Raw genomic sequence first — 24,933 nt, 5'->3', positions numbered from 1 at the left:
TCGCGCCGCACGAAATCGGTCAGGTCCAGCGCCGCCGCCTCGCGCGCCAGCGTCTCGCCCGCCCCCAGCGCCTCGGCAAAGGCCGAGACCGACACGCCGTCTAGGCCGGGCGGGCGCTGGAACGCCATGCCGATGCCAAGCCGGGCGCGTGCCTGTAGCGGCAGATCGGTCAGCGCCACGCCGTCAAGGCGGATCGCGCCGCGGGTGATCCTGTAGGGCGGCAGGCCGAGGATGCTGGCCAGAAGGCTCGACTTTCCGGACCCGTTCGGGCCCAGCAGCACATGCAACTCGCCCGGCGGCAGGTGCAGCGTGATGCCGTCGAGAACCGGCTTTCCGGCCACCTCGACGCACAGATCCTCGATCTCAAGCATGGTCCCTCCCCATCGGGGTTGGCGCGGAAGGACCTGGCTTGGAACGGGATTGCTGGGCCGCGTCGGGGGCAGGTTAACACATGTCCGAGCGTTTTCATCAGCTATTCTGTCGCAGGCCGCGCCCGTGTTTTCTGAGCGAAACGATCATCCATCCGCGCCCGACAGAAACGCTCAAGTATTTGACGTTATTGCATTTTTTCTTGACCGCGATGCCCGGTTGCGGCATGGTCCGGCATGGCGCCTCGGCTGGATGGCGCCCACGCAAAGGAGATTTCGATGTCCACGACCATGTGCGCAAGCTGCAGCTTCTTCGAAGACCACGCGGCCAACACCGCCGCGACCCTTGAGGGTGCCGGTCTCTGCCGGTTCAACCCGCCGGTCTCGCAGCCCGAGGCGGATGCCCGCGGCCTTTGGCCGGTGGTGAAGTCCGACGACTGGTGCGGCCATTTCGAAGAGGACACCCAGGCCGCCTGAGGCCCGGTCGCCAGCCCGGTCCGCTCGCTGCCAGCCGCGACTTTCGCAGGCCAGCCACGCGAAGCCCCCAGCCAGCTTCGGTCAGGTCAGACATGACAAGGGGCGGTGCACTGCACCGCCCCTGTTCTTTCGCGGCCCGGTCGACCCGGCGCGAATCGGCAGGACGCCATGGCCAAGATTCTGGGCATCGTTGGTCGTCCGGTTCCGGGACTTCCTGCTTGTCCTCGATGACGGCAAGGCCTGTCGCGCCGTTCAGATCGCCTCCAGAAACGCCACAAGCGCGGCGATCTCGGCCTCATCGAGGTCGAGCCGGTGCAAGAGCGGCGAGGTCGTGCGCGCTGCCTCGGCCAACACGGGCCGCGCCGGATCGGGCGCGGCCGAAGACCCGCCCCCGGCCGCGTAAAGCCGCACCACGCCGACAAGATGCGGGAACAACCCGTTATGCATGTAGGGCCCGGTACGCGAGACATGGCGCAGGCTGGGCGTGCGGAAGGCGCCCACATCGGCCGGATCGCCGCTGACCGCGAACCGGCCCAGATCCTCGAAGCTGCGGTTGAACCAGGACAGGCCCAGATCATGGAATCGCCCGTCGGCCAGCAGCGGGCCGAAATGGCAATTGGCGCAGCGCGCCCGCGTGCGGAACAGGTGGAGCCCCAGGATTTCCTGATCGCTCAGCGCGCGCGGATCGCCCGACAGGAACCGGTCCAGCCGGGTCGGCCGGTCCAGGTGGGTCTGGAACCGGGCCAGTGCGTCGGTCACCTGATCCAGCGTGATCGGGCCGGGGCCATAGGCTTCGGCAAACAGGCGGGGGTAATCGGGCCGCGCCATCAGCCGGGCCGGGATCGCCGCAAGGTCATGGTTGGCCATCTCGACCGGGCTGGTCAGGGGGCCGAGCGCCTGTTCGGGCAGGTTGTCGGCGCGACCATCCCAGAACAGCGGCAGCCCGGCGCCTGCGGTGAACAGCGCGGGCGCATTGCGCGGGCCTTCCTGCCGGTCGTGACCAATCGAGCGAGGCAGGCCGTCGCCCCAGCCAAGCCGGCGGTTGTGGCAGCTTTCGCAGGCGATCTGGCCCGAGTCCGACAGGGCCGGGTCCGAAAACAGCCGCTCGCCCAGCCGGGCGCGGGCCTCGTCGGGGCTGCCCGGGCGGGGGGCGGGCGGCAGGGCGCGCGGCGCCAGTTCGACATAGGTCACGCCCGCATCCAGATGGGGCGGGGGCCAGGTTTCGGGCGGGCCGGAATAGACCGCGCGCAGAGGCGCGGTCCTGTCCACGGCGGCCATCCGCCCCGGCGCGGTGGCGGCCATGGCGGCAAGCCCCGCCGCTGCCGTCCACAGCACGAGAATGCGCATGATCCGCCAGTGCGGGGCCTGCACCGCGGGCCTACCAAGTGTAGCTGGTGCCGACATGGATCGCGCGCCCGGGCATCCAGGGGTTTCTGGTGGTGGCGGTCCGGTTGCCGAGGTCGTTGAACAGGTTCGACACCTTCACGTTCAGGTCGAGATCGCCCCCCTGCAACCGCGCCAGCCTTACCTTGCCCGACAGAAAGGTGGAGACCGCCGCATCGAAGTCGAAATCCGCGTAGATGTCGTGGGGCCGACTGCCGTACTCGGGGTTGACGAAAGTGCCGGTCGTGCCGGTGTCGATCGCCGCGGTATAGCCGAAGGCGATATCCGCCCCGACCCCCAGCCGGAACCTTTCGTCTCGCCAGGAACTGGCCAGTTCGACCGTGGCGCGCACCGGGATATCGCGATTGCCCGTCACCGCATCGAACGCGCCGCGGGTGTAGGAGCGGTCGTCATACCAGATGAAATCATCGGTGCCGTCATCGCCAAGTTCGCCGAAATAACTGTCGTTCGAGGTGCGGCGGCTGGACCAGACCCCCGAGACATAGAGGCTGAGATCATCCAGCGCGCCGCCCTGGCCTGCCGCCCATCTCTTCTGATACTCGAGCGAGACCGAGCGGTATTCGTTCGTGCCGTCATTGGTCAGCCGGTTGACCAGGCTGGTGCTGTCCTGCGAGCGGGCGAACTGGTCCTTGCCCTGCCGGTCGATCACCTTCAGCCGCCAGTTGCCCCCCGTCCAGGGATCGCGATACATCAGCGCCAGCGAGCCCTCGTCGACATGGGGCGTCTTCAGATCGCCCTGGGTGTAGTAATAGGCGTTGAGGCTGATCGGCGCGCCCCAGTCGCCGACCACGCCGGTCGTGGAATTGTGGGTGCGCGACTGGTTCACCCCGCGCGGCAGCGCATCGTGAATCGCATAACTGAGATAGCTGCCGCTGTAATAGCGGTTGGCGCCCAGCGTCAGCGCGAAATCCGGGCTGGGGGTCCAGCTTGCCGACAGGCGCGGCGCAAGATCGGTGTTCTTGAGCACGTCGTTGCGTTCGGTGCGCAACCCGGCGCGCAGCCCGAAATCGCCCCAGCTCTGGTCCAGTTCGAAATAGGCCTCGGCCTTTTTCGCGCTCACCTCGACGTCATAGGGGTTCTGGGTGATCCGGATCCGCAGATACTGGTCGTCAATGCAGGCAGGATCGCCCGGCGGGCAGGTGAAACTGCCGAAGGCGCCGGGATAGGTGCTGGATGTGTAGGACGTGAAGCCCGTCCCGCTGCGCCCGGCGTCGACCCATTCCAGCGCCGCGCCCAGGCTGAAACTGCCGCGCCAGACATCGCCCTGAAGCTGCGCCTCGATGCGGTCGCGTGCGTCCCGGTAGGTCTTGCTGCCATAGCCGCCGCGCAGGCAGGCGACGTAATCCTCGGCCTGGCGCGGGGCGTCGGGGGCATCGCACCAGGCGTCGAACGCATCGGTGGAATAGGCGATCCCGCGCAGCGTGCTGAAATAGGCGCCGTACCAGCTGTAGAATTCGCTCTGGTCGTTCAGGTTTTCCGCACGGTTGTCCTGGTGGATGGCCTTGAGCGTCAGCCTGACATTCGACAGGCCCAGCCCGGCGAACCGGAGCGCGGTCCATTCCCGTTCATATCCGGCATCCAGCGACAGCCCGCGCGTATCGACATCGAGGTGGTAGTCCTCGATATAGTTCGAGTCCCATCCCTGGCTGTAATCGGTCAGCATGCCGCCGAAGCTGATCTTGCCACCGCCCTGCAATTCATGTGCCAGCCGCAGCCGCCAGAAATCGCTTCGGCTGTCGTTCTCGGCCAGGCCCGAGCGGTATTGCGGGTCCATCGCCTTGGACGCTTCGGCCCAGCGGCGGCCGAAGCCCAGGATCATGGCGGTCCGTTCGCCCAGCGGCTGGTTGAACTCGGCGGAGTATTGCAGTGTCGTGAACTCGGGTTTCGGCATGTCCAGGGGGTTGTCCCCGTCCTCGGTGCCGAGCTTGTAATCGACCAGGGCATCGCTGTGGTAATCGAAGACCAGCCTGCCCGACGCGCGCCCGGCCGAGGGCTCGGTCAGCCGGTAATCCACCACGCCACCCTGGAAGCCGCCGAACCTGGCGGGGATGTTGGAATCCCAGACCTCGAAGCTGTCGACCATCGCCGAGGGCACGAACTGGGTCTGCGAATGCAGGCCGTAGAAGGTATAGCTGCCCGGATTGCCGGTCTGACGCGACAGGTCGGAAGAGGTGGTGGGGCTTTCGTTGCCGGTCAGCGAATTGATCCCCACCCCGTCCAGCATGAAATTGTTTTCGGTCACCCGCCCGCCCGAGATCGACAGTTCGAGCGGCTTTAGGTTGAGGAGATCATCGCTGTTCTGGCCGGCGTCGCTGTCGGTGTCGTCGCGATACTGCACGTTCGGCAGGCTGGTCAGCGCCGTGTTGGCATCGCCCGAGCCATCGCTGCGAATCTGCATCGAGTCGCGGCCAAGCACGGTCCGGCTGCCTTCGAGCGTCGTTGTGCGGTTCTCGGCAGGCAGTTGCACCGTGCCGAGCGGATAGCGTTCTTCGGCAAGCGCGGCCGCGGGCAGGATTGCCCACAGCGCCCCCGCCGCCGTTCCCGCCATCAGGGCGGAACGGGCGTCTGGATTGTTCATGTCTTCACCACCCCTGGGCGCCCCCTTGGCCGGGGCGCCGGTCTGAAACCGAAAAGGCTGGCGAAAAGCTGGCTGCGTGCCGTTCGGGCGGAAACGGAGTCGATGCCCGCGGCTGCCGGACCGTATAAAGTCTGAGTAAAAGCGTCAAGATAGACGGATCGCCACGGGCGATGTCACAAGCATGGGGCGGGGCCGGATCCTGGCTGCGGGCGAGGGTGTCGAGGACGACATCGGCGGAATGGACGCCCTGCGCCATGGCCTCGGCGCAGGCGGTATCCACCGCGATCACCAATGGCCATCTTCAAAGCCACATCGGCGACCTGCCGCGGGGGAACTTCAAGCCGTCAGGCTGAAAACCGAGTTGGGCCCGGCTAACCCTTGCGCTCGATCAGACCATCCTGCGCAAGGGCATGCAGCAGCGCGTTCACGTCCGAGACCAGATCGCTTGCGTCCTTGTCGGGGAAGTGCTCGTGCAGCAGCGCGCCGATCTCGCGCGCGCTGCCCGGGATTTCCAGCAGGGTCCAGACCGCCTGCCCAAGCCGGTTCATGTGCCAGATCATCGGCTTGCCCGGCTGCCACAGGAACGCGCTGTCCTGCCTGTGCTGGATCACCACATCGCCGTCGCGCGCCCAGCATATGTCGGGGGACAGATCGGCCTGCGCAAGCCTGTCGGGCAGCGCAGCGGGCAAGGCCGGGCCGATCCCGACGCCCTCGGCCACGGGCGCGGCACCGCCAAAGGCACGGCGGATCAGGGCGATGGCCTCTTCCAGATCGGAATAGACCAGCCGCAGGCAGGTGATCGCGGCCAGCAGGCCCGACAGGCGGGCAAAGGCCGCCTCGGCCGTCTGCAGGTCGGACATGTTCTGCGACAACAGCAGATGCAGCGCCTCGTCCTCGGCCACGTCATGCAGGCGGGCGGGTGCTCCGGCGCGACGATCCAGCACAAGCAGGATGCCGAGCGGCGCGCTTGTGCCATGCGGGGCAACTGTCGGAGCGCAAAGATAGCCGTAGCGATCGTCGCGCGGGCCGAGATGGCGCGCGACATGGGCCCTGAACGCGGCGCTGGCCGTTTCGGGCAGCGGCAGGCGCAGGCGTGGCGCGATGCCCAGGGCAACCGCAAGCCCGTCCTGCGGCATGGGCAGGACATCGTCGCAGAACAGCTCGCAATCGGGCTCTTGCGTCAGCCGCGCGGCCAGCGTGCTCTTGCCCGCGCGCGAAGGGCCGGTCATGGCGATCAGACGGCCATTGAAGCGGAACGCCGCGCAATGCAGCGCCAGGCAACCGGGGCGGGTTTCAAAGTAATCCTGTGCCAGATCGGCGATCACGGCGCAGGCCGCCCCGGCCAGGCCCAGCCCCTCGATGGGCTCGTCAAGATAGACGGACCGCGTCGCATAGCCGCTGCGCGTGCCGGTGACCCGGGTTTCGCGCGCCTCTGGCCGGACAGGGCCGCCCATGGGCCAGCCGCGCACCGCCTGCGCCAGCGCGCGCTGCACCCCGGGGGCGTTGTCCAGCCGGACGACCAGATCCGTACCTGCGAAATGCAGAAGCCTGGCCTGCGAAATGGGGCCGGCAGAGCCAGCCCCTGTCTTGCGGTCCACTCGGGCCATCCTGCGCATCATCAGCCGCTGATCCGGGTGCGGACCAGACGGTTGCGGTCCCGGTCCCAGCGCCATTGCGTATTGCTGCTGCGGCCATTCGCCGGACCCGGCCGCGAGGGACCGGAGCTTCTGCCGCCGCCAGACCGACCCGGCCGCGACGGGCCGGAAGAACGTCCGCTGCCGGAAGAACGCCCGCCACCGCCGTTGCGCCCGCCACCGCCGCTGCCGGTGCTGGCGCGGGCCACATCCAGCCCCGCAACCGTGGGCGCGACATAGACGGCACCGGCCGCCAGCCCCAGTTTCATCAGCAGGTTACGACGAGAGATCGTGGTCCTGTCATCTTGCGCCATCTCAATCTTCCTTTCGATCAACGCGCTGTCAGGTTGCGCATCTTGGGAACGCAACAGCGGCAGGGATCATTCCCCGCTGACCGAAAAAACCTGCCCGGCCCCGTGGCATTGCCCGGGCGCGCCGACCAGCCCATGGCCGAAAACCGGGTCGAAACCGGCCTCGCCCAGATCGCGCGCACAGGCGAAAAGCTGCGCGGTGACCTCTTCGACCGCCAGATCCGGGGCGCGCAGACGCTCTACCGCCAGGGCCGCCGTGACAAAGGGCGCGGCATAGGACGTGCCCGACCGCAACCGCCCGCCGGAAATCGAGGCCGCCGTCCAGACATTCACCCCCGGCGCGGCAAGGGCCACATAGGGGCCCTGGTTCGCCTGCCTGTAGATGCGTTCGCGGTGATCGACGGCGGTAACCGCAATCACATCGGGCCATGCGGCGGGATAGGCGGGTTCCGCCCCCGGCCCGCCATTGCCCGCCGCCGCCACCAGCGCGATGCCGGCCTCCGCGGCCCGCGCGACCATGCGTTCCAGAACCGCATTGGCCGGGCCGGAAAAGGACATGTTGATCGCGTCCACACGCTCGCGCAGCATCAGGTCCAGCGCGCTCGTGACGGAAAACGCGTCCGCCTGCTCGGTCGATCCGCTGCGGTGAAAGGCCTCGACCGCGATCAGGGTGGCATCCGGCAACAGCCCCGGCACGCGCCCCTCGACACTGCCCACAAGCATCGCCGCAATCGCCGTGCCGTGCTGGCGCCCGGCGCTGTCGCGTTCGCCCAGATCGACCTGATGCACGGTCAGGCGCCGCCCCTGCAAGGCCGGGTGATCGGTATTTATCCCGGTGTCGATCATCCCCAGACGCGGGCGCATGGCGCTTGGCCAGCCGGTCCAGCCGATCATCGCATGGGCCCCGCAATCCGCGCCCTCGCACAGGAAATCATCGGGGCGATAAAGATGGTTCTCATCCGCAAGCGTGCCGGGCAGAAGCGTGCCCAGATCAGCAAGCGCATCGGACAGCCCCCGCCCCTGCGGCAGCCCGAACCGCACCAGAACGCCATCGGGCAGGCCAAGATCGTTCTGCGCCAGCGCGGTGAACCCGGCGGCCAGCGCCGGTCCCAGGGGCTGGCCCGCAGGCACCAGCGCGACGATCTCGGGCGGGCGCGGCGCGGGCGGGCGGGCTGGCTGTTGCTGCGTAACGCGCCGCGGTTCGCGCTGGCGGGTGGAATTGCGGGTGCTGCCGCCCGACCCGCGCCCCGGCCGCGAGGGGCCGGACGGCCCGGAACTCCCTCCCCCGCCGCTGCCGCCAGAGGCCCGCGCCACGCTCAGCCCGCTCAGCGCCGGCGCAATATAGGCCAGGCCCGCACCAAGTCCGATCTTGCGCAGCATCCTGCGACGGGCGAGATTGATGTCCGGGTGGTCTGCCATGATCGTCGATCCGGTTGCGATTGCCGTTCCGCCACTGTAACGCGAAGCCGCTGCACATCATTCCAGATTATTTCGTCGGCCACGGAATGGATGACATAGCGCCAGCGTTATCCGTGCAGTCACAGGGAAAGCTGGCCGCGTGTCCGAAGATGCGAAAACCGAGCTGATCCGGCTTCTGCCGCGCCTGCGCAGTTTCGCGCGCAGCCTGACCGGCGCCGCCGATCAGGCCGACGATCTGGTGCAGACCGGGATCGAGAAGGCCTTGCGCAATCTGGACAGCTACACGCCGGGCACCCGGCTGGATGCCTGGATGTTCCGCATCCTGCGCAATGCCTGGATCGACACGCTGCGCGCGCGGCGCAACACCGCCGAACTGGACAGCGAGGCCGCCGAGGCACTGGTCGGCGAGGATGGCCGCATCACCGCCGAGGCCCGCCTGCATCTGGCCGACGTGCGCCGCGCCATGGCCGGACTGCCCGAAGACCAGCGCAGCGTGCTGATGCTCGTCTGCGTGGAAGGCATGCGCTATCGCGACGTGGCGGCAGCGCTCGACATTCCCGAAGGCACGGTGATGAGCCGCCTGTCCCGCGCGCGGCGGGCTCTGGCCGAAAGCCTGAAGGACAGGCCCCAAGGGGCAAATCACCAGGGGATCAAGCGATGACCCGAGCAGAAGCAGTGAGCGACGAAATGCTGATGGCCCTTGCCGATGGCGAGTTGAACGACACCGATGCGCAACGGCTGCACGACCGTATCGACGCAGATCCCGAACTGGCGCGGCGCTACGCCGATTTCGTGGAAACCCGCGCGCTGTTGCGGGCTGCCTTTCCGCCGGAACCCGTGCCCGCGCATCTGATTGCAGCCGTCATGCAGGGGGGCGCGCCGCGGGGCAATGTCGTGGCGTTGCGCAGACGGGGTCTTGCGGCACCTGTCTGGGGCATGACGATTGCGGCCTCGCTGGTGCTGGCGGTGGGCGGGTTCTGGGCCGGGCGCAGCACGGCCCCGACGATGGCAGCGGGCGGCACGATCGGCGCCCTGACCGCCAGCCTGCCGACCGGGGCCGAACTGACGCTGCCCGATGGCAGTACCGCCCGCGTTCTGGCAAGCTATGAAACCGATCTGGGCCTGTGCCGAATGATCGCACAGGACGGCCTGCGCCATGTCACCTGCCGCGACGGGCAAACCGGCGATTGGGCGTTGGCGCTCAGCATCCAGGCCGGCGGGGCGGGCAGTTTCCTTCCGGCCTCCGACATCGCGGTGGGCGTGATCGACCGGCTGCTGGACGAGATCGGCGCAGGCCCGGCCCTGACAGGCGCCGCCGAAAGCCGCGCCCTGTCGCAATAGGCCGCCCCCGGGTGCCGCCCTGTCCGGGCCATCGCGGACCCTGTCCGCAGGGCCGTCACATTCCCCGGAACACGGCGCACGCCCCTCCCGTTTCCCCGCCGCGACCGGATTCAATGATGAATTTTCCGATCCTGCCACAGCCGGGAGGGGTTTCTTGAGACGAGCGTTTTTCACGCGGTGCCGGAACGACCATTCGCAAAGGTCTGATCGCCAACCCTTCAGACTGTCAGGCAACGGGCCGACGGCAGAGACAGCGGCCCGGCGTCCTGATGCCGGTTCGATATTGCCCAGCAAGCCCGCTTCGACGAGGCGGCGCGACAGGCGCGGGGCACGGCCTGCCTGCCATCGCGTCAGCCTTCGAGCAGATGGCCGAGAAACGCATAGGCTGGCGCGGCTTCCAGACAGGCAATCACCACGCCCAGCGACAGCGCCGCGGGGATTTCGCGCTTGATGACGGACCAGATGTCCTTCCAGCGCAGCCGGAGCTGCCCCGGGGCTCACGCAGGACCGGGGTGCCGGACGACTGTTCGACGTCTGGCACCGCATCGGCACGGCCATCGACCCGGCTTGCGGAAATTGCCGTCGAGGATGCAGGGCAGGGATGCCACCTCCTGCGGCGCACCGAGCCGATCCGGCCAGTCCGGCCCGGACCCTCGTCGCGCCCCGGTCCGGGTGATCGGTCCTCAGTTTGCGGACCCCTTGCGTACAAGTCCCTCTTGCGCTCGGATTTGCTCCATCGTCGCCAGCACCACGGCCACGCGTTTCTGGTCGGACGGATGGGTGCCCCAGAACGAGAGCTTGCCCGATTGCGATCGGGCGGGTTCGTCGCGGGCAAAGAACCGGGCACCCTTCACCGGGTCATACCCCGCGGCCGCGGCAATCCGAGTCCCGATCATGTCACTCTCCAGTTCGTAGGTCTGGGAAAATGCAAGCTGTCCGGCCGCCGCACCAATCTGCATGTTCTGCTCGACCGCATGCGGATCGTAATAGGCGCCGACCGAGGCTGCCTGGGCATTGGAATAGGCGGTCAGCGCCCCGAGGATGAGCGCGCCGGCCAGTGCCTGCTGTTGCTGCTTCTGGATATGCTGCCCGATCAGGTGGCCATATTCGTGCCCCAGGATGAAGGCGATCTCGTCATCGTTGCGGGCATCCTGGAGGATGGGCACGGAAAAGCGGATGATCGGGCCGCGATTGCCGCTTTCTGCATAGGTGAAATAGGCGTTTCGCTCCTTCATTTCGCGATCGATCTGGAGTTGGACATTGCAATCCACATTCCGCCCCGCCGCCAGTTCCTTTTCGCAGAATTTCCGCGCGACGGGCTCGACACGGCTGGCAACGCGCCTGAAGCGGGTCATTCCGACGTCAGGGCTTGCCATGGCATGTGGCGGCTCTGCCCTTGCGGCATCGAACATCGCGACTGCCTGGCTTGTGGTTGTCTCGGAAATGTCCGGCATCCTGTAGGTCGTACCGCAAGCGGAGACCCCCGCAAGGCACAGAATGGCAAGACCGGTTCGAAGTGCTTTGCGAACAAACATGTTCTCTCCAAAACTCGTTCAGTGGACACATTGGTGCGTATGGCCTGTTGTTCCTCGCGGCAAGAGGCGCCAGAGCCGCAGGTCCGCAGGATGATCGCGAGTCACCGATTGGTCAGACGAGGGCGCCACGCACGCGGCGCGCCGCCCTTTGCAATGCTCCCGTGGCCATGTCACCGCCCTCAGGTTGCGCGAGGTTCCGTCAGTTCAGGGGCGACATGCGACGGCCCGGGCTGCGCCGGGTGCACCCGGTGCAACACAGGCAGATGCGTCAGCAGATACCGGACCCAGCATGCGGCAAGCTCGGCATGGCGGGCCGCGCTCAGTCGGTGACCTTCTTCACGAATTGCGATTTCAGGCCGATCTGGCCGATGCCCGGAATCCTGCAATCAATGTCATGGTCGCCATCCACCAGGCGGATGCCCCGAACCTTGGTGCCCACCTTGATCACGGTGGAGGAACCCTTGAGCTTGAGGTTCTTGATCACGCTGACCGTGTCGCCATCCGCAAGCAGGTTGCCGACGCTGTCGCGGATCTCGGCGCCCGCTTCGGGCGCTGCCTGGGCCGACCATTCATGCCCGCATTCCGGACAGGTCAGCAGCGACTCCGCCTCATAGGTGTAGACGGAGCGGCATTCAGGGCAGGGCGGCAAAGGGTCGGTCATGGGCAGCGTATAGCGGGACGGATCGGGAAAGCAAAGGGCATGGACCGCGATGCGACGGTTCCGCCCGCAACCCCCCTGCCCCCGCCCGCCATTTCTACCGCCCAGCCGATGCCGCAGGGGGGGCCGGGTTTGCGGGCGCGGGTCATTCGGCGGCCTGTTGTCGGTCGGTTGCGCGGGCGACGTGGTCGCGGGCGACGGACATGGATTTCAGGATGGCGTGGATCGTATCGCCGGGTTTCAGGCCCAGCTGGTCGGCGGCGCGGCAGGTGATGCGGGCAAGGATGCCGTGCTCGCCCACCGCGACATGCACCATCACACCCGAGCCACCGCCGGGCACGATGCGCGCCACCGTGCCGGCAAGGATGTTCTGCGCCGAAAGTCCCTCGGGGCGCGCGCGGGACAGGATCACCTCATGCGCCATGATCCGCACCCGGACGCGCGTGCCGGGCGCGCCCTCGACCATGGGCAGGAACAGCGGCCCGCTGGCGGCGTCGAGGCGGGTCAGGCCGTCGGGCAGATGCTCGGCGATCGTTGCGGGCAGCATCGCCGCCATTTCGCGGATGCCCATGGCGCGCAGCGCGACCGCGTCGGCCATGACCTCGGCGGTGGTTCCTTCACGCAGCACATACCCCTTCTCGATCACCACCATCCGGTCGGCCAGAAGCTGCGCCTCGTTCACGTCATGGGTCACCAGCACAACCGGCATCTTCAGATGGGCACGCAGCGCGATGATCTCGCCATAGAGCTTTTCCCGCGTGGCGCGGTCCACCGCCGAAAAGGGCTCGTCCAGCAGCAGCGCCTGCGGCCGTCGGGCCAGTGCGCGGGCCACCGCCACGCGCTGCTGCTGTCCGCCCGAAAGCTGCGCGGGCTTGCGCGCCCCCAGCCCGTGCAGGTTCACCAGATCGAGGATGCGATCTGCCTCGGCCGGATCGGCCCGGTCCATCGCCGCCATCACGTTCTGCGCCGCACTCATGTGCGGAAACAGCGCATAGTTCTGGAACACAAGCCCCACCCGGCGGCGGTGGGACGGCAGGTTCACCCGTGCGCCCGTGTCCAGCCAGGGCATGCCGTCCACCGCCACACGCGCGTTCGCGGGGGTCCACAGCCCGGCGATGGTGCGCAGCAGCGTCGTCTTGCCCGAGCCCGAATGCCCGACCAGCGCCAGCAATTCGCCGGGCGCCACGCTGAATGCCACCTCAAGGGGGATCGGCGTCGCGGCCCGGGCCATCACCTCCAGCGCCATCAGGAAAGCCTCCGGCCGACGCGGGCCGACAGCGCAAAGGTCACGGCGATGGTAACAAGCGAGATCGCGACCAGCACCGCCGACATGATCGCGGCCGAGTCCGTGTCGAACGCCTGCACCCGGTCATAGATCGCAATCGCGATGGTCTTGGTCTCGCCCGGGATCGAGCCGCCGACCATCAGCACGATGCCGAATTCGCCCAGCGTATGCGCAAAGGTCAGCACCATTGCCGTGACCACGCCGGGCCAGGCCAGCGGCAGGTCGACCTTCCACAGCGCGCGCAGTGGCGACATCCCGCAACAGGCGGCGGCCTCGCGCACCTCGGCCGGGATGGCCTGAAACCCGCGCTGTGCGGGCTGAACCGCGAAGGGCAGGTTGAACAGGACCGAGGCGAGCACCAGCCCCTCGAACGAGAACACAAGCTGCTGGCCAAAGACGCTGGACCAGGCCTGCCCGATGGGCGAGCTGCGCCCGAAGGACACGAGCAGGTAAAAGCCCAGAACCGTCGGCGGCAGCACCAGCGGCAGCATCACCAGCGCCTCGACCAGCGCCTTGCCGCGGAACTGGCGGAACGCCAGGAACCGTCCCAGCAATACCGACACCGGCAACAGGATCGCCACCGTCCAGGCCGCAAGCCGGAGCGAAAGGTCAAGCGCGGTCCAGTCCATGCCTCACTCCCCGGGCAGGACGAAGCCGTACCGCTCCATGATCGCGCGGGCGGCGGGTTGCATCATGTAGTCGTAGAACGCCTCGGCCACGGGGCCTGCATCGTTCAGCAGCACCATGCGTTGACGCAGGGGTTCGTGCCAGTCCTCGGGGATCAGCGCGTAAGTGCCCTGCGGTGCCACCTGCGGGGCCAGCGCCAGCGAATGGGCGATGATCCCGCCCTCGGCATTGCCCGACAGCGCAAAGGCCGCGGCCTGGCTGACATTCTCGCCCAGCACCATGAAGGGTTGCAGATCGTCCCAGATGCCCCGCGTCATCAGCGCCTCGCGCGCACGCTGGCCGTAGGGCGCATGGTCGGGGTTGGCGATGGCGAAGCGGGTGATCCGCCCTGCCGCCAGCATCTCGGCCAGATTGTCCAGCTCCGGGTCCGGCGTCAGCGCCGAACCATGCGGCACCATGATCGCCAGCCGCCCGATGGCATAAAGATCGCCCTCGTCCCGGGTGAAGCCGTCACGGTGCAGGTCGAGGACGAACTGCTCATCGGCGGCCATGAAAATCTGGAACGGCGCGCCTTCGCGGATCTGGCGCGCGAAATTGCCCGTCGAGCCCATCGACAGCCGCACGCGCATCCCTGTCTCGGCCTGGAACGCCGCCGCGATTTCCTCGACCGCGAATTGCAGGTCCGACGCCGCCGCCACGACCGGCGCATCCTGCTGCGCCAGCGCAGGCGATGCCGCAAGGGTCAGGGAGGCCATGGCCGCAAGGACGTACCGACGGGTCAAACTGACCGGCATCTGCGGCTCCCCGGTGATGTGTTTTGCAGAACATATCGCAGGAAGACCAGCCACCGCACAAGCGTTATCCTTCCCTGGCAAACTGTTTCAGGCGGGCTCGCAGGGCATCAAGCTGTGCCGCCCCTGCCGCGGCGGCCTCGCGCTCAAATGCACGATACAATTCGACAATCTCGCGCCCGGCCTCGGTCAGCACCGCCCCGCCGCCGCCCGGCCCGCCCCGCGTGCTTTCGACCAGCGGCGCGCGGAACATCGCGTTCAGCGTGCCCACCAGCTCCCATGCGCGCTTGTAGCTCATCCCCATCTCGCGCCCGGCGGCAGCGATGGACCCGCATCGGTCGATCCGTTCCAGAAGCTCGGCCTTGCCGGGGCCGAACATCTCGTGATCGCCAAAGACGATCCGGATACGCAGGCGCGGGCGACAGGTTTCACTCTCCATATCGAAACAATCATCGCACGGCATGCGATTTGCAAGTCGGCCGTGCTGTCCCGCCTGTCTCATGCCCCTATGTGCCGCGAAATCCGGCCTTGGGTCGCGCCCCGCCTGCGCCGTGATCCGGATCAATCGGGCATGACAGGCCCGACCGGCTGTCATGAAACCTTCACTGGACGCGCGAAAATATTTCCGGCATTCGGGAATTATGGAACCATCATCCGCCTCCCATGCCTTCGCCACGCTCGGCCATCCCGGCCGGTTGGCCGTCTTTCGCCTGCTGATGCGCTTTGCCCCGCAGGGCGTGCGCCCGACCGAGATCGCCGCGGCGCTTGGGCTCAAGCCCAACACGCTGTCGCATCATCTGGCCGACCTGACCGCCTCGGGTCTTGTCGGTGTCCAGCGTCAGGGGCGGTCGCTGTTCTACGCGGTCGATCTGGACATGACCGAGTCCCTGATCGGCTATCTCGCCCTCGATGTGGGCCGTGCCCGGCCCGATCTTCTTGCCCCCCTGCTGTCTGCCCGGAAGGACACCGCCATGCGCGACACCGATTTCAACGTGCTGTTCATCTGTTCGGGCAATTCCGCCCGCTCGATCCTTGCCGAGGCGCTGTTGCGCGATCTGGGCAAGGGCAAGTTCCGGGCGTTTTCCGGCGGAACGCGCCCGAATACCGAGATGAACCCCCTTGCGCTGGATGTGCTGCGGCGCAACGGCCACGACACGTCCGACCTGCGCGCCAAGCATGTCTCGGAGTTTCAGACCCCTGACTCCGTCACCATGGATTTCGTCTTTACCGTCTGCGACACGGCGGCAGCCGAAGAATGCCCGCCCTGGCCCGGCCAGCCGATCACCGGCCATTGGGGCCTGCCCGACCCGGTGAAAGCCACCGGCACGGATGCCGAAAAGGCGCTGGTCTTTGCCCAGACCTATGCCGCGCTGCGCCGCAGGATCCTGGCCTTTGTCGAACTGCCCTTCGACAGCCTCAACCGGCTGTCGCTGCAAGCCCGCGTCGATGCGATCGGCACCGATACCGAAGAACAGGCGTGATCCCATGAGCCCACGTATTGCTCTCAACGGTCTGGGCCGGATCGGAAAACTTGTCCTGCGCGACCTGATCGACACGGGCGCGGGGGGCAGCATCGTGCTCTTGAACGACGCCATGGGCGATGCCGACCAGCACGCGCTGCTGATGGAGTTCGACAGCGTCCATGGCCGCTGGCGCACGCCGGTCGCGGCCGCCGGGGATGCGCTTGTGCTGAACGACCAGACCATCCGCCTGACCCATGAAAGCACCATCGAGGCGCTGCCGCTGGCCGAAATGGGCGTCGATATCGTCATTGACTGCACCGGCGTCTTCAAGACCGAAGCCCGGATCGCGCCCTATTACGCCGCCGGAGTCAGCAAGGTAATTGTCTCGGCCCCGGTCAAGGATGGCGGCGCGCTGAACCTGGTCTATGGGGTGAACCATCACCTTTATGACGGCTCGCAGGCGCTGGTGACGGCGGCCTCCTGCACCACGAACTGCCTCGCGCCGGTGGTCAAGGTGATCCATGAAAACCTTGGCATCCGGCACGGCTCGATCACCACGATCCATGACGTGACCAATACGCAGACCATCGTGGACCGCCCGGCCAGGGACATGCGCCGCGCGCGCTCGGCGCTGATGAACCTGATCCCGACCACCACCGGATCGGCCACCGCGATCACCCTGATCTACCCCGAACTCAAGGGCCGGCTGAACGGCCATGCTGTGCGCGTGCCATTGCTGAACGCCTCGCTGACCGATTGCGTCTTCGAGGTAGAGCGCCCGACCACACCCGAAGAGGTCAACGCGCTCTTCGCAGCCGCCGCCAGCGGCTCGCTGAACGGCATCCTCGGGTTCGAGCCCCGCCCGCTTGTGTCCTGCGATTTCACCAACGATCCGCGCTCGGCCATCGTCGATGGGCCGTCCACGATGGTCGTGAACGGCACGCAGGTCAAAATCTATGCCTGGTATGACAACGAATGGGGCTATGCCTGCCGGCTGGCCGACATCGTGCGGATGGTGGCGGGCGCGCTGTGACGGCACCGAACCCCTTGCGCGCCTATGCGGCCGTCACCGCGGCCTATTGGGCCTTCATGCTGTCGGATGGCGCGCTGCGGATGCTGGTGCTGCTGCACTTCAATTCGCTGGGCTTCACGCCGGTCCAACTGGCCTGGCTGTTCCTGTTATACGAGGTTGCGGGCATCGTGACCAATCTGGCCGCCGGCTGGCTGGCCGCGCGCTTCGGTCTGGCCGCCACGCTTTATGGCGGGCTTGCGCTTCAGATCGGGGCGCTGGTGGCGCTGGCGCAGCTTGATCCGGGCTGGGGCATCGCTGCCTCGGTCGGCTTTGTCATGGCGGTGCAGGGCGTGTCGGGCGTGGCCAAGGATCTGGCCAAGATGTCATCGAAATCCGCGGTCAAGCTGCTTGCGCCGAAAGAGGACGGGGGCCTGTTTCGCTGGGTCGCGGCGCTGACCGGATCGAAGAACGCGGTCAAGGGCCTTGGCTTCTTCCTTGGCGCGGCGCTCCTGGCCCTGGCGGGGTTTCAGGCGGCGGTCTGGGGCATGGCCGGGGTGCTGGCCACGATCCTGATCGCGGTCGTCCTGTTCCTGCCCGCGGGCCTGCCGGGGCGGATGACATCCGAAGACGCCTGGGGCGGCTGGCGCTCCCGGGACGCGCGTGTAAACCGCCTGTCGCTGGCCCGCATGTTCCTGTTCGGTGCCCGCGACGTGTGGTTCGTTGTCGGCATCCCGGTCTATTTCCAGTCCGTCCTGTCCGACGGCACGGCCGAGGGGCGGCGCGAGGCATTCTTCCTGATCGGCGGCTTCCTGGCGCTCTGGATCATCGGCTATGGCGCGGTGCAGGCGCTGGCGCCGCGCCTGTTGGGCGCCAGGGGCCAGCCCGAGGCCGAGACGACGCGCAAGGCGATCCTCTGGGCGGGTCTGCTGGTGCCGATCCCCTTCCTGCTGGCCGCAGCGGCCTGGGCAGCGGGCGGTCCGGCGCCCTGGCTCACCGCCACGCTGATCGGCGGGCTGCTGCTGTTCGGCTTCGTCTTTGCCATCAACTCCTCGGTCCATTCCTACCTGATCCTCGCCTTCGGATCGGCGGACCGGATCACGCGGGATGTGGGCTTCTACTACATGGCCAACGCGGCCGGGCGCCTGATCGGCACGCTGCTTTCGGGCCTGAGCTACCAGATCGGCGGGCTGCCGCTCTGCCTTGCCACCGCGGGGGCCATGGCGGCGGCCAGCTGGCTTGCCGCGCGGCGGCTCGCCAGCGCCTGAACAGAACCGGCCCCGGGCCGGGCCTGCCGGCGATTGCCAGACCGGCGCGCGGCGGCGTAGCATCGTGCGGGGAGGAAAGAGGGTGCCGGCCGCAATCGACAGGCGAAGCGTTCTTGCGGGCCTTGCCGTCTGCGCGCTGCCGCGGGCGGCGCGGTCGGCCGGTGCGACCTTCCGGCTGGGCCTGACGCCCGTCTTTCTCGACAACGACGCCATCGTGATCGAGCAGTTGCGCGAGACCTTTCACGTCGCGATGGGCCGCCCCATCGAACTTGTCCAGCGGCGCACCTATCAGGAGGTGACGGCGCTCCTGCTCGATGGCACGGTCGATGCGGCATGGCTTTGCGGCTATCCCTACCTTCAGCACCGGGACGCGCTGCGCCTTGTCGGGGTGCCGGTCTGGCGCGGGCGGCCGCTTTACCGATCCTACCTGATCGCGGCGCCCGGGGACGCGGCGGCCGACCTTGCCGGTCTCGAAGGTGGCAGCCATGCCTTTTCCGATCCCGACAGCAATTCGGGCTGGCTCGTGACCGCATCGGACCTCGCGCGCATGGGTCGGACGCCCGAGGATTTCTTCGGCCGCACCATCTTTACCTATGGCCACCGCAATGTCGTGCGCGCGGTGGCCAGCGGCCTGACCCGGTCGGGCAGCGTCGATGGCTATGTCTGGGAGGTGCTGGCCGCGGTCGAGCCGGATCTGGCGGGGGCGACGCGGGTGGTGCGGAAATCCGAATGGCTGGGTTTCCCGCCCGTCGCCATCCGCAAGGACAGGGCGGAGGATCCGCTGATCCGCCGCTTTGCCGAGGTGCTGGGCGACCTGCCCGAAACCGATCACGGGCGGGCCACCTTGCGGCTGCTCGACCTCGACGGCTTCATCGCGGGCACGCCCGCGCTGTTCGACGGGATCGCGGCGCGGATGCGCGATGTGGAGCGGCTGCGGTGATCCGCGCGTATCGCCGCCTGCCGCTGGCCGTGCGGGCCCCCGCGCTGGTGGCCGCGCTGATGGTGCTGGCCGGGCTTGTCGCGTCGCAACAGGTGCTTGCCGAACTGGCCCGCGGACAGGAGGCCCGGCTGCGGGAACTTGTCCGTCTGCATGTCGACGGGCTGTCGGTGGCGCTTGGCCCGTCGGTCCTGCGCAAGGATGTCTGGGAGGTCTACGACACGCTGGATCGCGCAGGCCGGGCGGGCGATGCGCAGCGCATGGCGCTGACGGTCGTGGCCGATTCCGATGACCGCATCCTGGCCGCAAGCGATCCGCTGCGCGCGCCGGTTGACGGACATCTCCGCGATCTTGCAGGTGTGGCGGCGGCCTTGCCGGTCGATGCGATCACGCTGGCCTCGGACGCGCCGCGCGTGCGGGTTCTGGCCCCGCTGCAGTATCAGGGCCGCAATGTCGGCTCGATACTGACCGAACTCGACGTGGCCGATCTGGTCGCCGAACGGCGGCGCGCGGTCCGCGCCTTGCTGGCCTTCAACGGGGCGGTCACCCTTGCCCTGGCCTTTGTCGGCTATGTCGCGGTCCGGCGGATGATGCGGCCGGTCTCGGTGCTGGCCCGGCACATGGGCACGGGCGGCGCCGATCCCGTGCCGATCCCGCTTGCACAGCTGCCCGGGGGCGATACCGAAATGGCGCAGCTGTTTCGCACCTATAACGGCATGACCGGCGCGATCCGCGCCCGGGCCGAGGCCGAACGGCGCCTGTCCGAGCGCGAGCGGCTTGTCAGCCTTGGCCGGTTGTCGTCGTCGCTTGCCCACGAGATCAACAACCCGCTGGGTGGGCTTCTGAACGCCGCCGACACGATCCGCACCTATCCCGACCGGCCCGACATCGTGCGCGCCTCGGTCGATCTGCTGTTGCGCGGGCTGAACCACATGCGCGACGTGGCCAAGGCGATCCTCGATCACAACCGGCTCGACCGCGCCGGGCAGGCGCTGACCCCCGAGGATTTCGACGACCTGCGGCTGCTGATCTCGCCCGAGATGCAGCGCCTTGGGCAGCGGCCGGTCTGGTCCGTCGCGGTCTCGCGCGCGGATCTGGCGGGCTTTCCCGCTGCGCCGGTCCGCCAGATCGCGCTGAACCTGATGCTGAACGCCTCTGCCGCAGCGGGGCCGGGCGGGCATGTGGGCCTGTCGGTGACATGCCCTGACGGCAGCCTGACGCTGTCGGTCAGCGATGAAGGGCCGGGCCTGCCCGAGGCGGCGCTTGCGCGCCTTGTGGGGGCCGAGGGCCAGTCCGGCGGCGGCGTGGGGCTTGGGATCGTGCGCGATCTGGTGCGCGATCTCGGCGGACGGATCGAACATGCCCGGCAGGGCCGCAGCACGGAAATCCGCGTCACCCTGCCCGCCGCACCGGCCGGGGCGGCCGCCTGATGTTCGGGGGGGCGCATATCGTGCTGGTCGAGGATGACCCGATCATCGGCGCCTCGATCGTCCAGCGGCTAGAGATCGAGAATGCCAGGGTGTCCTGGCTGCGCAGCGCCGCGCGCGCCGTGCCCGCGATACGGTCGCCCCGCGCGGCCGTGGACGTGGTGATCTGCGACATCCGCCTGCCCGATGGCAGCGGCGAAGAGGTCTTCACCACGCTCTGCCAGACCTCGACCCCGCCGCCCTTCCTGTTCATCACCGGCCAGGGCGAGATCGACCAGGCGGTGCGGCTGATGCGGGCGGGGGCGGCCGACTACATCACCAAGCCCTTCGAGATGGGCGTCTTCCTCGACCGGTTGCGCCTGCTCATCAGCCCCCGCGACGAGCAGGCGCTGCCGCCGCTGCTGGGCATTTCGTCCGCAGCGCGGCAACTGGAGGATCTGATCGCGCGCATGGCTGCCGGATCCGGTCCGGTTCTGGTGCAGGGGCCGCCCGGAACCGGCAAGATCCGGGTTGCGCAGCGCCTGCATGCGCTGTCCGATCGCCGCGCCGCGCCCATGGCCGTGGTCAACCTGGCCCGCGAACCCGACCATGCGGCGGCGCTGTCGGCGGCGGTCGCCGCGACGGGCGAGGGAACCCTTGTCCTCGTCGGGGCCGAACGCCTTGACGCTGCCGCCCAGACGGCCCTTCTGGGCTGGCTGCGCGCCGGGTTTGCCGGACGGCTGGTGGCGACCTGCGGTCCGGGCCTGGCCGGGCTGCGCGATGCGGGCGGCTTCCGGGCCGACCTGCTGGCGGCGCTCTCGGCCGGCACGATCCCGATCCCGCCGCTGCGCGACCGGCCCGGGGATGCGGTCTGGCTGACGCAGGAAATCCTGTCGCGGCAGGCGGCGCCACCCGGCGGGCGGTTGCGGCTTTCGGCGCTGGCCGAGGCGGCGCTGCGGGCGCATGACTGGCCCGATAACGGGCGCGAGCTGCGCGCCCGCGTGGTGCAGGCCTGCGCGCTGGCGCAGGACGGGATGCTTCAGCCCGCCGACCTGTTCCCCGAACGGCGGCTGGGGGCGGCGCTACCCACGCTTGCCGAGGGGCGCGAGGCCGCCGAGCGTGACCTGATCCTTGCCGCGCTGGAACGCACCCGCGGTCAGGTGGGCGAGGCGGCGCGCCAGCTAAACGTCTCGCGCACCACGCTCTGGGAAAAGATGCAGAAGCTGGGCCTGTAATCCGCCGCCCGGATGTTCGGATTTCCGAACATCGCGCGCAGCCCTTCGTTTTCAATGACTTGCCGCGCTGCGGAAAGCGATCCTGGCCGGTCGCGGAGTGCGGGTCATTCCCCCTATGATGGCGCTCAGACAGTAAGGGAGGACTGTTCCATGACATGCAAACGGATGGTCGATGCCGGCCGCCGCCAGTTCCTGCGCGGCAGCCTGATCGGGGCTGCGGCGGCAACGGTGATGCCCGCGAACCAGGCCCGGGCGCGCAGCCTGGCCCGGGTGGAATATCCGTCGAACCGGCTGGCGAACATCGCCGATCTGGCGGTCGATATGCCCCTTGAAATCGCCTATCCCGATGCCGACAGCCCGGGCGTGCTGCTCAAGCTGGGGCGCGCCGTCATGGGCGGTGTGGGGCCGGATGGCGACATCGTCGCGTTCTCGACGCTTTGCCCGCACAAGGGCTGGCAGCTTCAGTACCACGCCGCCGACCGCACCTTGAACTGCCCCGGCCACTACTCACGCTTCGACTGCGAGGCGGGCGGGCAGGAAGTCTGGGGTCACGCCACCCAGAACCTGCCGCAGTTCGAACTTCGCGTGGACGACAAGGGCGACATCCATGCAGAGGGCGTGGACGAGCTGATCTATGGCCGTCTGTCGAACGTGCTGGATGCCTGAGGGGGGATAACAATGGCCTACAAGCGTTTCATCGACCGCCTGCCGATCATCCCGGCGGATGCAAGGGAATTCAACGTCACCTGCCATTACTGCATCGTCGGTTGCGGCTACAAGGCCTACACTTGGCCGCTGAACCGGCAGGGCGGCACCGCACCCGGCGAGAACTGGCTGGGCGTGGATCTCTCTCGTCAGCAGGAAACCGAGACCGAGGCCTGGTATGCGCCCTCGATGTACAATGTCGTCAAGCAGGACGGGCGCGACGTGCATCTGGTCATCAAGCCCGACATGGGCTGTTCGGTGAATTCGGGCCTCGGCTCGGTCCGCGGCGCCCGGATCGCCGAGAACCGCCGCTCCGATGTCACCGGCACCCAGCAGCAGCGCCTGACCGATCCGCTGGTCTGGCGCTATGGCACCTGGCAACCCACCACCTGGGAGGATGCGCTGGATCTGGTGGCGCGGGTGACGGCGCGGGTGACCGACATCGACAACGAGGACGATCTTTTCGTGTCGATGTTCGACCATGGCGGCTCGGCGGGCGGCTACGAGAACACCTGGGGCACCGGCAAGCTCTATTTCGACAGCATGAAGGTCCGGAACTGCCGCATCCACAACCGTCCGGCCTATAATTCCGAGGTCCATTCCACCCGCGACATGGGCGTGGGCGAGTTGAACAACGCCTACGAGGATTACCAGATCACCGACACCCTCGTTCTGGTCGGCACCAACCCGCTGGAATGCCAGACGAACCTGTTCCTGAACCACATGATCCCGGGGATGCGGAACGGGGCGCGGGTGGTCGTGGTCGATCCCCGCCGCACGGTCACCGTGAACGCCTGCGAGGAGGCGGCCGGGGCCGAGAACGTGCTGCACCTTCAGATTGCGCCGGGCACCGATCTTGCGCTGGCCAACGCGATCTTCACGCATATCGCCGATCAGGGCTGGGTGGATGCCGGTTTCATCGCGGCCTCGACCTATCCGGGCGAGGTGGCCCAACCACAGGACGAGGCGCATCCCACGGCGCTCGGCTCGTTCGAGGCCGCGCGCGCGGCCTGCCGGATCTCCGCCGCCGAGGCGGCCGAAATCTGCGGCGTGGCCGAGGCCGATATCGTCAAGGCCGCCGAATGGATCGCCCGGCCCCATGCCGACGGATCGCGCCGGAAATGCGCCATCGCCTACGAAAAGGGGGTGATCTGGGGCAATGACAACTATCCCACCATCGGCGCGCTGGTGAACATCGCGCTTGCCACCGGCAATGTGGGCCGCGAGGGTGGCGGCGTCTGCCGTCTGGGCGGCCATCAGGAGGGGTATTTCCGCCCCTCCGACGCCCATGTGGGCCGCCCGGCCCCCTATCTCGACCAACTGGTGATTGCCGGGCTCGGCAAGGTCCACCATGTCTGGGCCGTGGATCACTACAAGACCACGCTGAACGCGTCCGAGTTCAAGCGCGTCTACAACCGCCGCAGCAACATGGTGAAGGACGCGATGGACGCCCGCGCCGGGGCCACGCGCGAGCAGATGGTGGATGCCATCGTCGGCGCCATCGAGGCCGGCGGCCTTTTCGTCGTCAACATGGACGTGATCCACACCCAGATCGGACAGGCCGCGCATGTGATCCTGCCGGCCGTCGAGTCGGGCGAAATGAACCTGACCTCGATGAACGGCGAAAGGCGGCTCAGGCTGACCGAGAAATACATGGACGGGCCCGGATCGTCCAGGCCCGACTGCCTGATCGCGGCGGGGATTGCCCAACATCTCGAACGGGTGCTGCGCGAACAGGGGCGCGACGCCTATGCCGACCGGTTCAGGGGCTATGACTGGCAGACCGAGGAAGACGCCTTCATGGACGGCTATCACACCGCCAACCCGGACGTGACCTATGACCGGCTGCGCGCCATGGGAAACAACGGCGTGCAGGAACCGGTCACGGGCTTTCAGGACGGCAAGCTGGTAGGCACCAGGCGGCTTTACAGCGACGGCACGTTCGGGTCGGCGGATGGCAAGGCGCGGTTCTGCCTTGCTGCGTGGCGCGGGCTTCAGGCGCCGGGCAAGGCCCAGCAGAAGGCGAATTACCGGTTCCTGATCAACAATGGCCGCTCGAACCTGAACTGGCAGAACTGGTTCCTCGATCAGGACAACGATTTCGTGATCGACCGCTTCCCCCTGCCCTTCATCCAGATCAATCCCGAGGATGCGGCGGAACTGGGCTTGAAGAACGGCGACATGGTCGAGGTCTTCAACGATGTCGGCGCCACCCAGGCGATGGCCTATCTCGAACCGACCGCGCGGCGGGGCGAGACCTTCATGCTGTTCGGCGCGCCCTCGGGCAGCCAGGGCAACGTCATCAATGCCGGGGTGAACGAACTGGTCCTGCCGAACTACAAGCAGACCTGGGCCAACATCCGCAAGATCGCCGATCCGAGCCCCGCAATGGCGAAGGTCAGCTTCAAGTCATGGGAGGTCGAACTCTGAGCCCCGCGCCCGTTCCGGTGTCGGGACGGGCGGCTGACCTGTCGGATGAAGG

General features: G+C 67.8%; 23 protein-coding genes. 11 read left to right on the top strand and 12 right to left on the bottom strand.

The features are described 5' to 3' along the window. A partial coding sequence (locus GH815_RS12410) for an ATP-binding cassette domain-containing protein (protein ID WP_153749091.1) occupies positions 1-371 on the bottom strand: 371 nt, incomplete at its 3' end. Positions 372-647: 276 nt separating this feature from the next. On the opposite strand from GH815_RS12410, the gene GH815_RS12405 reads away from it, so the two are divergent. After that, a complete protein-coding gene (locus tag GH815_RS12405; protein ID WP_153749090.1) occupies positions 648-845 on the top strand; it encodes a hypothetical protein in 198 nt (65 codons plus the stop codon). A 252-nt stretch (positions 846-1,097) separates the two neighbouring features. Here the strand turns inward: GH815_RS12405 and GH815_RS12400 are convergent, their stop codons facing one another. The 5 genes from GH815_RS12400 to GH815_RS12380 all read right to left on the bottom strand — a co-directional run bounded on the left by GH815_RS12400 (position 1,098) and on the right by GH815_RS12380 (position 8,191). Then, positions 1,098-2,192 carry a cytochrome-c peroxidase gene (locus tag GH815_RS12400; protein WP_211365078.1) on the bottom strand — a complete coding sequence of 365 codons (1,095 nt, stop codon included), beginning with the start codon at positions 2,190-2,192 and terminating at the stop codon, positions 1,098-1,100. Between the two features lie 31 nt (positions 2,193-2,223). Then, complete coding sequence (locus tag GH815_RS12395) at positions 2,224-4,827, bottom strand: TonB-dependent receptor (protein ID WP_153749089.1); 2,604 nt, start codon at positions 4,825-4,827, stop codon at positions 2,224-2,226. 371 nt (positions 4,828-5,198) lie between these two features. Then, positions 5,199-6,425 carry a PqqD family peptide modification chaperone gene (locus tag GH815_RS19490; RefSeq protein WP_170290341.1) on the bottom strand — a complete coding sequence of 409 codons (1,227 nt, stop codon included), beginning with the start codon at positions 6,423-6,425 and terminating at the stop codon, positions 5,199-5,201. A gap of 20 nt (positions 6,426-6,445) precedes the next feature. Next, positions 6,446-6,775: a hypothetical protein gene (locus tag GH815_RS12385; protein WP_153749087.1), complete on the bottom strand. Its 330-nt coding sequence runs from the start codon at positions 6,773-6,775 to the stop codon at positions 6,446-6,448. Between the two features lie 66 nt (positions 6,776-6,841). Then, on the bottom strand, positions 6,842-8,191 hold the full coding sequence (locus tag GH815_RS12380) for a S8 family serine peptidase (RefSeq protein ID WP_153749086.1): 1,350 nt from the start codon (positions 8,189-8,191) through the stop codon (positions 6,842-6,844). A 139-nt stretch (positions 8,192-8,330) separates the two neighbouring features. Between GH815_RS12380 and GH815_RS12375 the strand changes: the two genes are divergently transcribed. Beyond that, positions 8,331-8,852 (top strand): RNA polymerase sigma factor, encoded by a 522-nt coding sequence (locus GH815_RS12375; protein WP_343030842.1) that lies wholly within the window; start codon positions 8,331-8,333, stop codon positions 8,850-8,852. After that, on the top strand, positions 8,849-9,532 hold the full coding sequence (locus tag GH815_RS12370; protein WP_153749085.1) for an anti-sigma factor family protein: 684 nt from the start codon (positions 8,849-8,851) through the stop codon (positions 9,530-9,532). Before GH815_RS12375 ends, GH815_RS12370 begins: the two co-directional genes overlap by 4 nt. 683 nt (positions 9,533-10,215) lie before the next feature. Here GH815_RS12370 and GH815_RS12365 read toward each other — a convergent pair. From GH815_RS12365 to GH815_RS12340, 6 genes are all read right to left on the bottom strand, one after another. Beyond that, positions 10,216-10,887 carry a M48 family metalloprotease gene (locus GH815_RS12365; protein ID WP_246176410.1) on the bottom strand — a complete coding sequence of 224 codons (672 nt, stop codon included), beginning with the start codon at positions 10,885-10,887 and terminating at the stop codon, positions 10,216-10,218. A 499-nt stretch (positions 10,888-11,386) separates the two neighbouring features. Then, the gene (locus GH815_RS12360; protein WP_153749083.1) at positions 11,387-11,728 is read right to left on the bottom strand and encodes a zinc ribbon domain-containing protein YjdM; all 342 of its coding nucleotides are present in this window, start codon (positions 11,726-11,728) and stop codon (positions 11,387-11,389) included. Positions 11,729-11,870: 142 nt separating this feature from the next. Then, complete coding sequence (gene modC / locus GH815_RS12355; protein ID WP_153749082.1) at positions 11,871-12,971, bottom strand: molybdenum ABC transporter ATP-binding protein; 1,101 nt, start codon at positions 12,969-12,971, stop codon at positions 11,871-11,873. Continuing rightward, positions 12,971-13,639 (bottom strand): molybdate ABC transporter permease subunit, encoded by a 669-nt coding sequence (gene modB, locus GH815_RS12350; RefSeq protein ID WP_153749081.1) that lies wholly within the window; start codon positions 13,637-13,639, stop codon positions 12,971-12,973. Before modB ends, modC begins: the two co-directional genes overlap by 1 nt. A 3-nt stretch (positions 13,640-13,642) precedes the next feature. After that, positions 13,643-14,392 carry a molybdate ABC transporter substrate-binding protein gene (modA, locus tag GH815_RS12345; protein WP_246176409.1) on the bottom strand — a complete coding sequence of 250 codons (750 nt, stop codon included), beginning with the start codon at positions 14,390-14,392 and terminating at the stop codon, positions 13,643-13,645. A 103-nt stretch (positions 14,393-14,495) separates the two neighbouring features. Continuing rightward, positions 14,496-14,867, bottom strand: a complete 372-nt coding sequence (locus tag GH815_RS12340; protein WP_153749096.1) for a winged helix-turn-helix domain-containing protein — start codon at positions 14,865-14,867, stop codon at positions 14,496-14,498. A gap of 202 nt (positions 14,868-15,069) precedes the next feature. Between GH815_RS12340 and GH815_RS12335 the strand changes: the two genes are divergently transcribed. The 8 genes from GH815_RS12335 (at position 15,070) to GH815_RS12300 (ending at position 24,881) form a co-directional block, all read left to right on the top strand. Beyond that, positions 15,070-15,909 (top strand): arsenate reductase/protein-tyrosine-phosphatase family protein, encoded by an 840-nt coding sequence (locus tag GH815_RS12335; RefSeq protein WP_153749079.1) that lies wholly within the window; start codon positions 15,070-15,072, stop codon positions 15,907-15,909. A 4-nt stretch (positions 15,910-15,913) separates the two neighbouring features. Next, on the top strand, positions 15,914-16,924 hold the full coding sequence (locus tag GH815_RS12330) for an ArsJ-associated glyceraldehyde-3-phosphate dehydrogenase (protein WP_153749078.1): 1,011 nt from the start codon (positions 15,914-15,916) through the stop codon (positions 16,922-16,924). Then, positions 16,921-18,168 carry an organoarsenical effux MFS transporter ArsJ gene (arsJ, locus tag GH815_RS12325; protein ID WP_343030838.1) on the top strand — a complete coding sequence of 416 codons (1,248 nt, stop codon included), beginning with the start codon at positions 16,921-16,923 and terminating at the stop codon, positions 18,166-18,168. Before GH815_RS12330 ends, arsJ begins: the two co-directional genes overlap by 4 nt. 82 nt (positions 18,169-18,250) lie before the next feature. Continuing rightward, positions 18,251-19,108 (top strand): substrate-binding domain-containing protein, encoded by an 858-nt coding sequence (locus tag GH815_RS12320; protein ID WP_343030836.1) that lies wholly within the window; start codon positions 18,251-18,253, stop codon positions 19,106-19,108. After that, positions 19,105-20,535 carry a sensor histidine kinase gene (locus GH815_RS12315; protein ID WP_343030834.1) on the top strand — a complete coding sequence of 477 codons (1,431 nt, stop codon included), beginning with the start codon at positions 19,105-19,107 and terminating at the stop codon, positions 20,533-20,535. Before GH815_RS12320 ends, GH815_RS12315 begins: the two co-directional genes overlap by 4 nt. Then, positions 20,535-21,746 carry a sigma-54-dependent transcriptional regulator gene (locus GH815_RS12310; RefSeq protein ID WP_153749075.1) on the top strand — a complete coding sequence of 404 codons (1,212 nt, stop codon included), beginning with the start codon at positions 20,535-20,537 and terminating at the stop codon, positions 21,744-21,746. The genes GH815_RS12315 and GH815_RS12310 overlap by 1 nt, the downstream gene beginning before the upstream one ends. 150 nt (positions 21,747-21,896) lie before the next feature. After that, a complete protein-coding gene (locus GH815_RS12305) occupies positions 21,897-22,412 on the top strand; it encodes an arsenate reductase (azurin) small subunit (RefSeq protein WP_153749074.1) in 516 nt (171 codons plus the stop codon). Between the two features lie 12 nt (positions 22,413-22,424). Then, positions 22,425-24,881 (top strand): arsenate reductase (azurin) large subunit, encoded by a 2,457-nt coding sequence (locus GH815_RS12300; RefSeq protein ID WP_153749073.1) that lies wholly within the window; start codon positions 22,425-22,427, stop codon positions 24,879-24,881. The last annotated feature ends 52 nt before the right edge of the window (positions 24,882-24,933 follow it).

Source organism: Rhodovulum strictum (assembly GCF_009649175.1).
GTDB classification, from domain to species: domain Bacteria; phylum Pseudomonadota; class Alphaproteobacteria; order Rhodobacterales; family Rhodobacteraceae; genus Rhodovulum; species Rhodovulum strictum.
The sequence above is the reverse complement of the archived record's forward strand: the minus strand, read 5'-3'. Positions and strand labels throughout refer to the sequence as shown.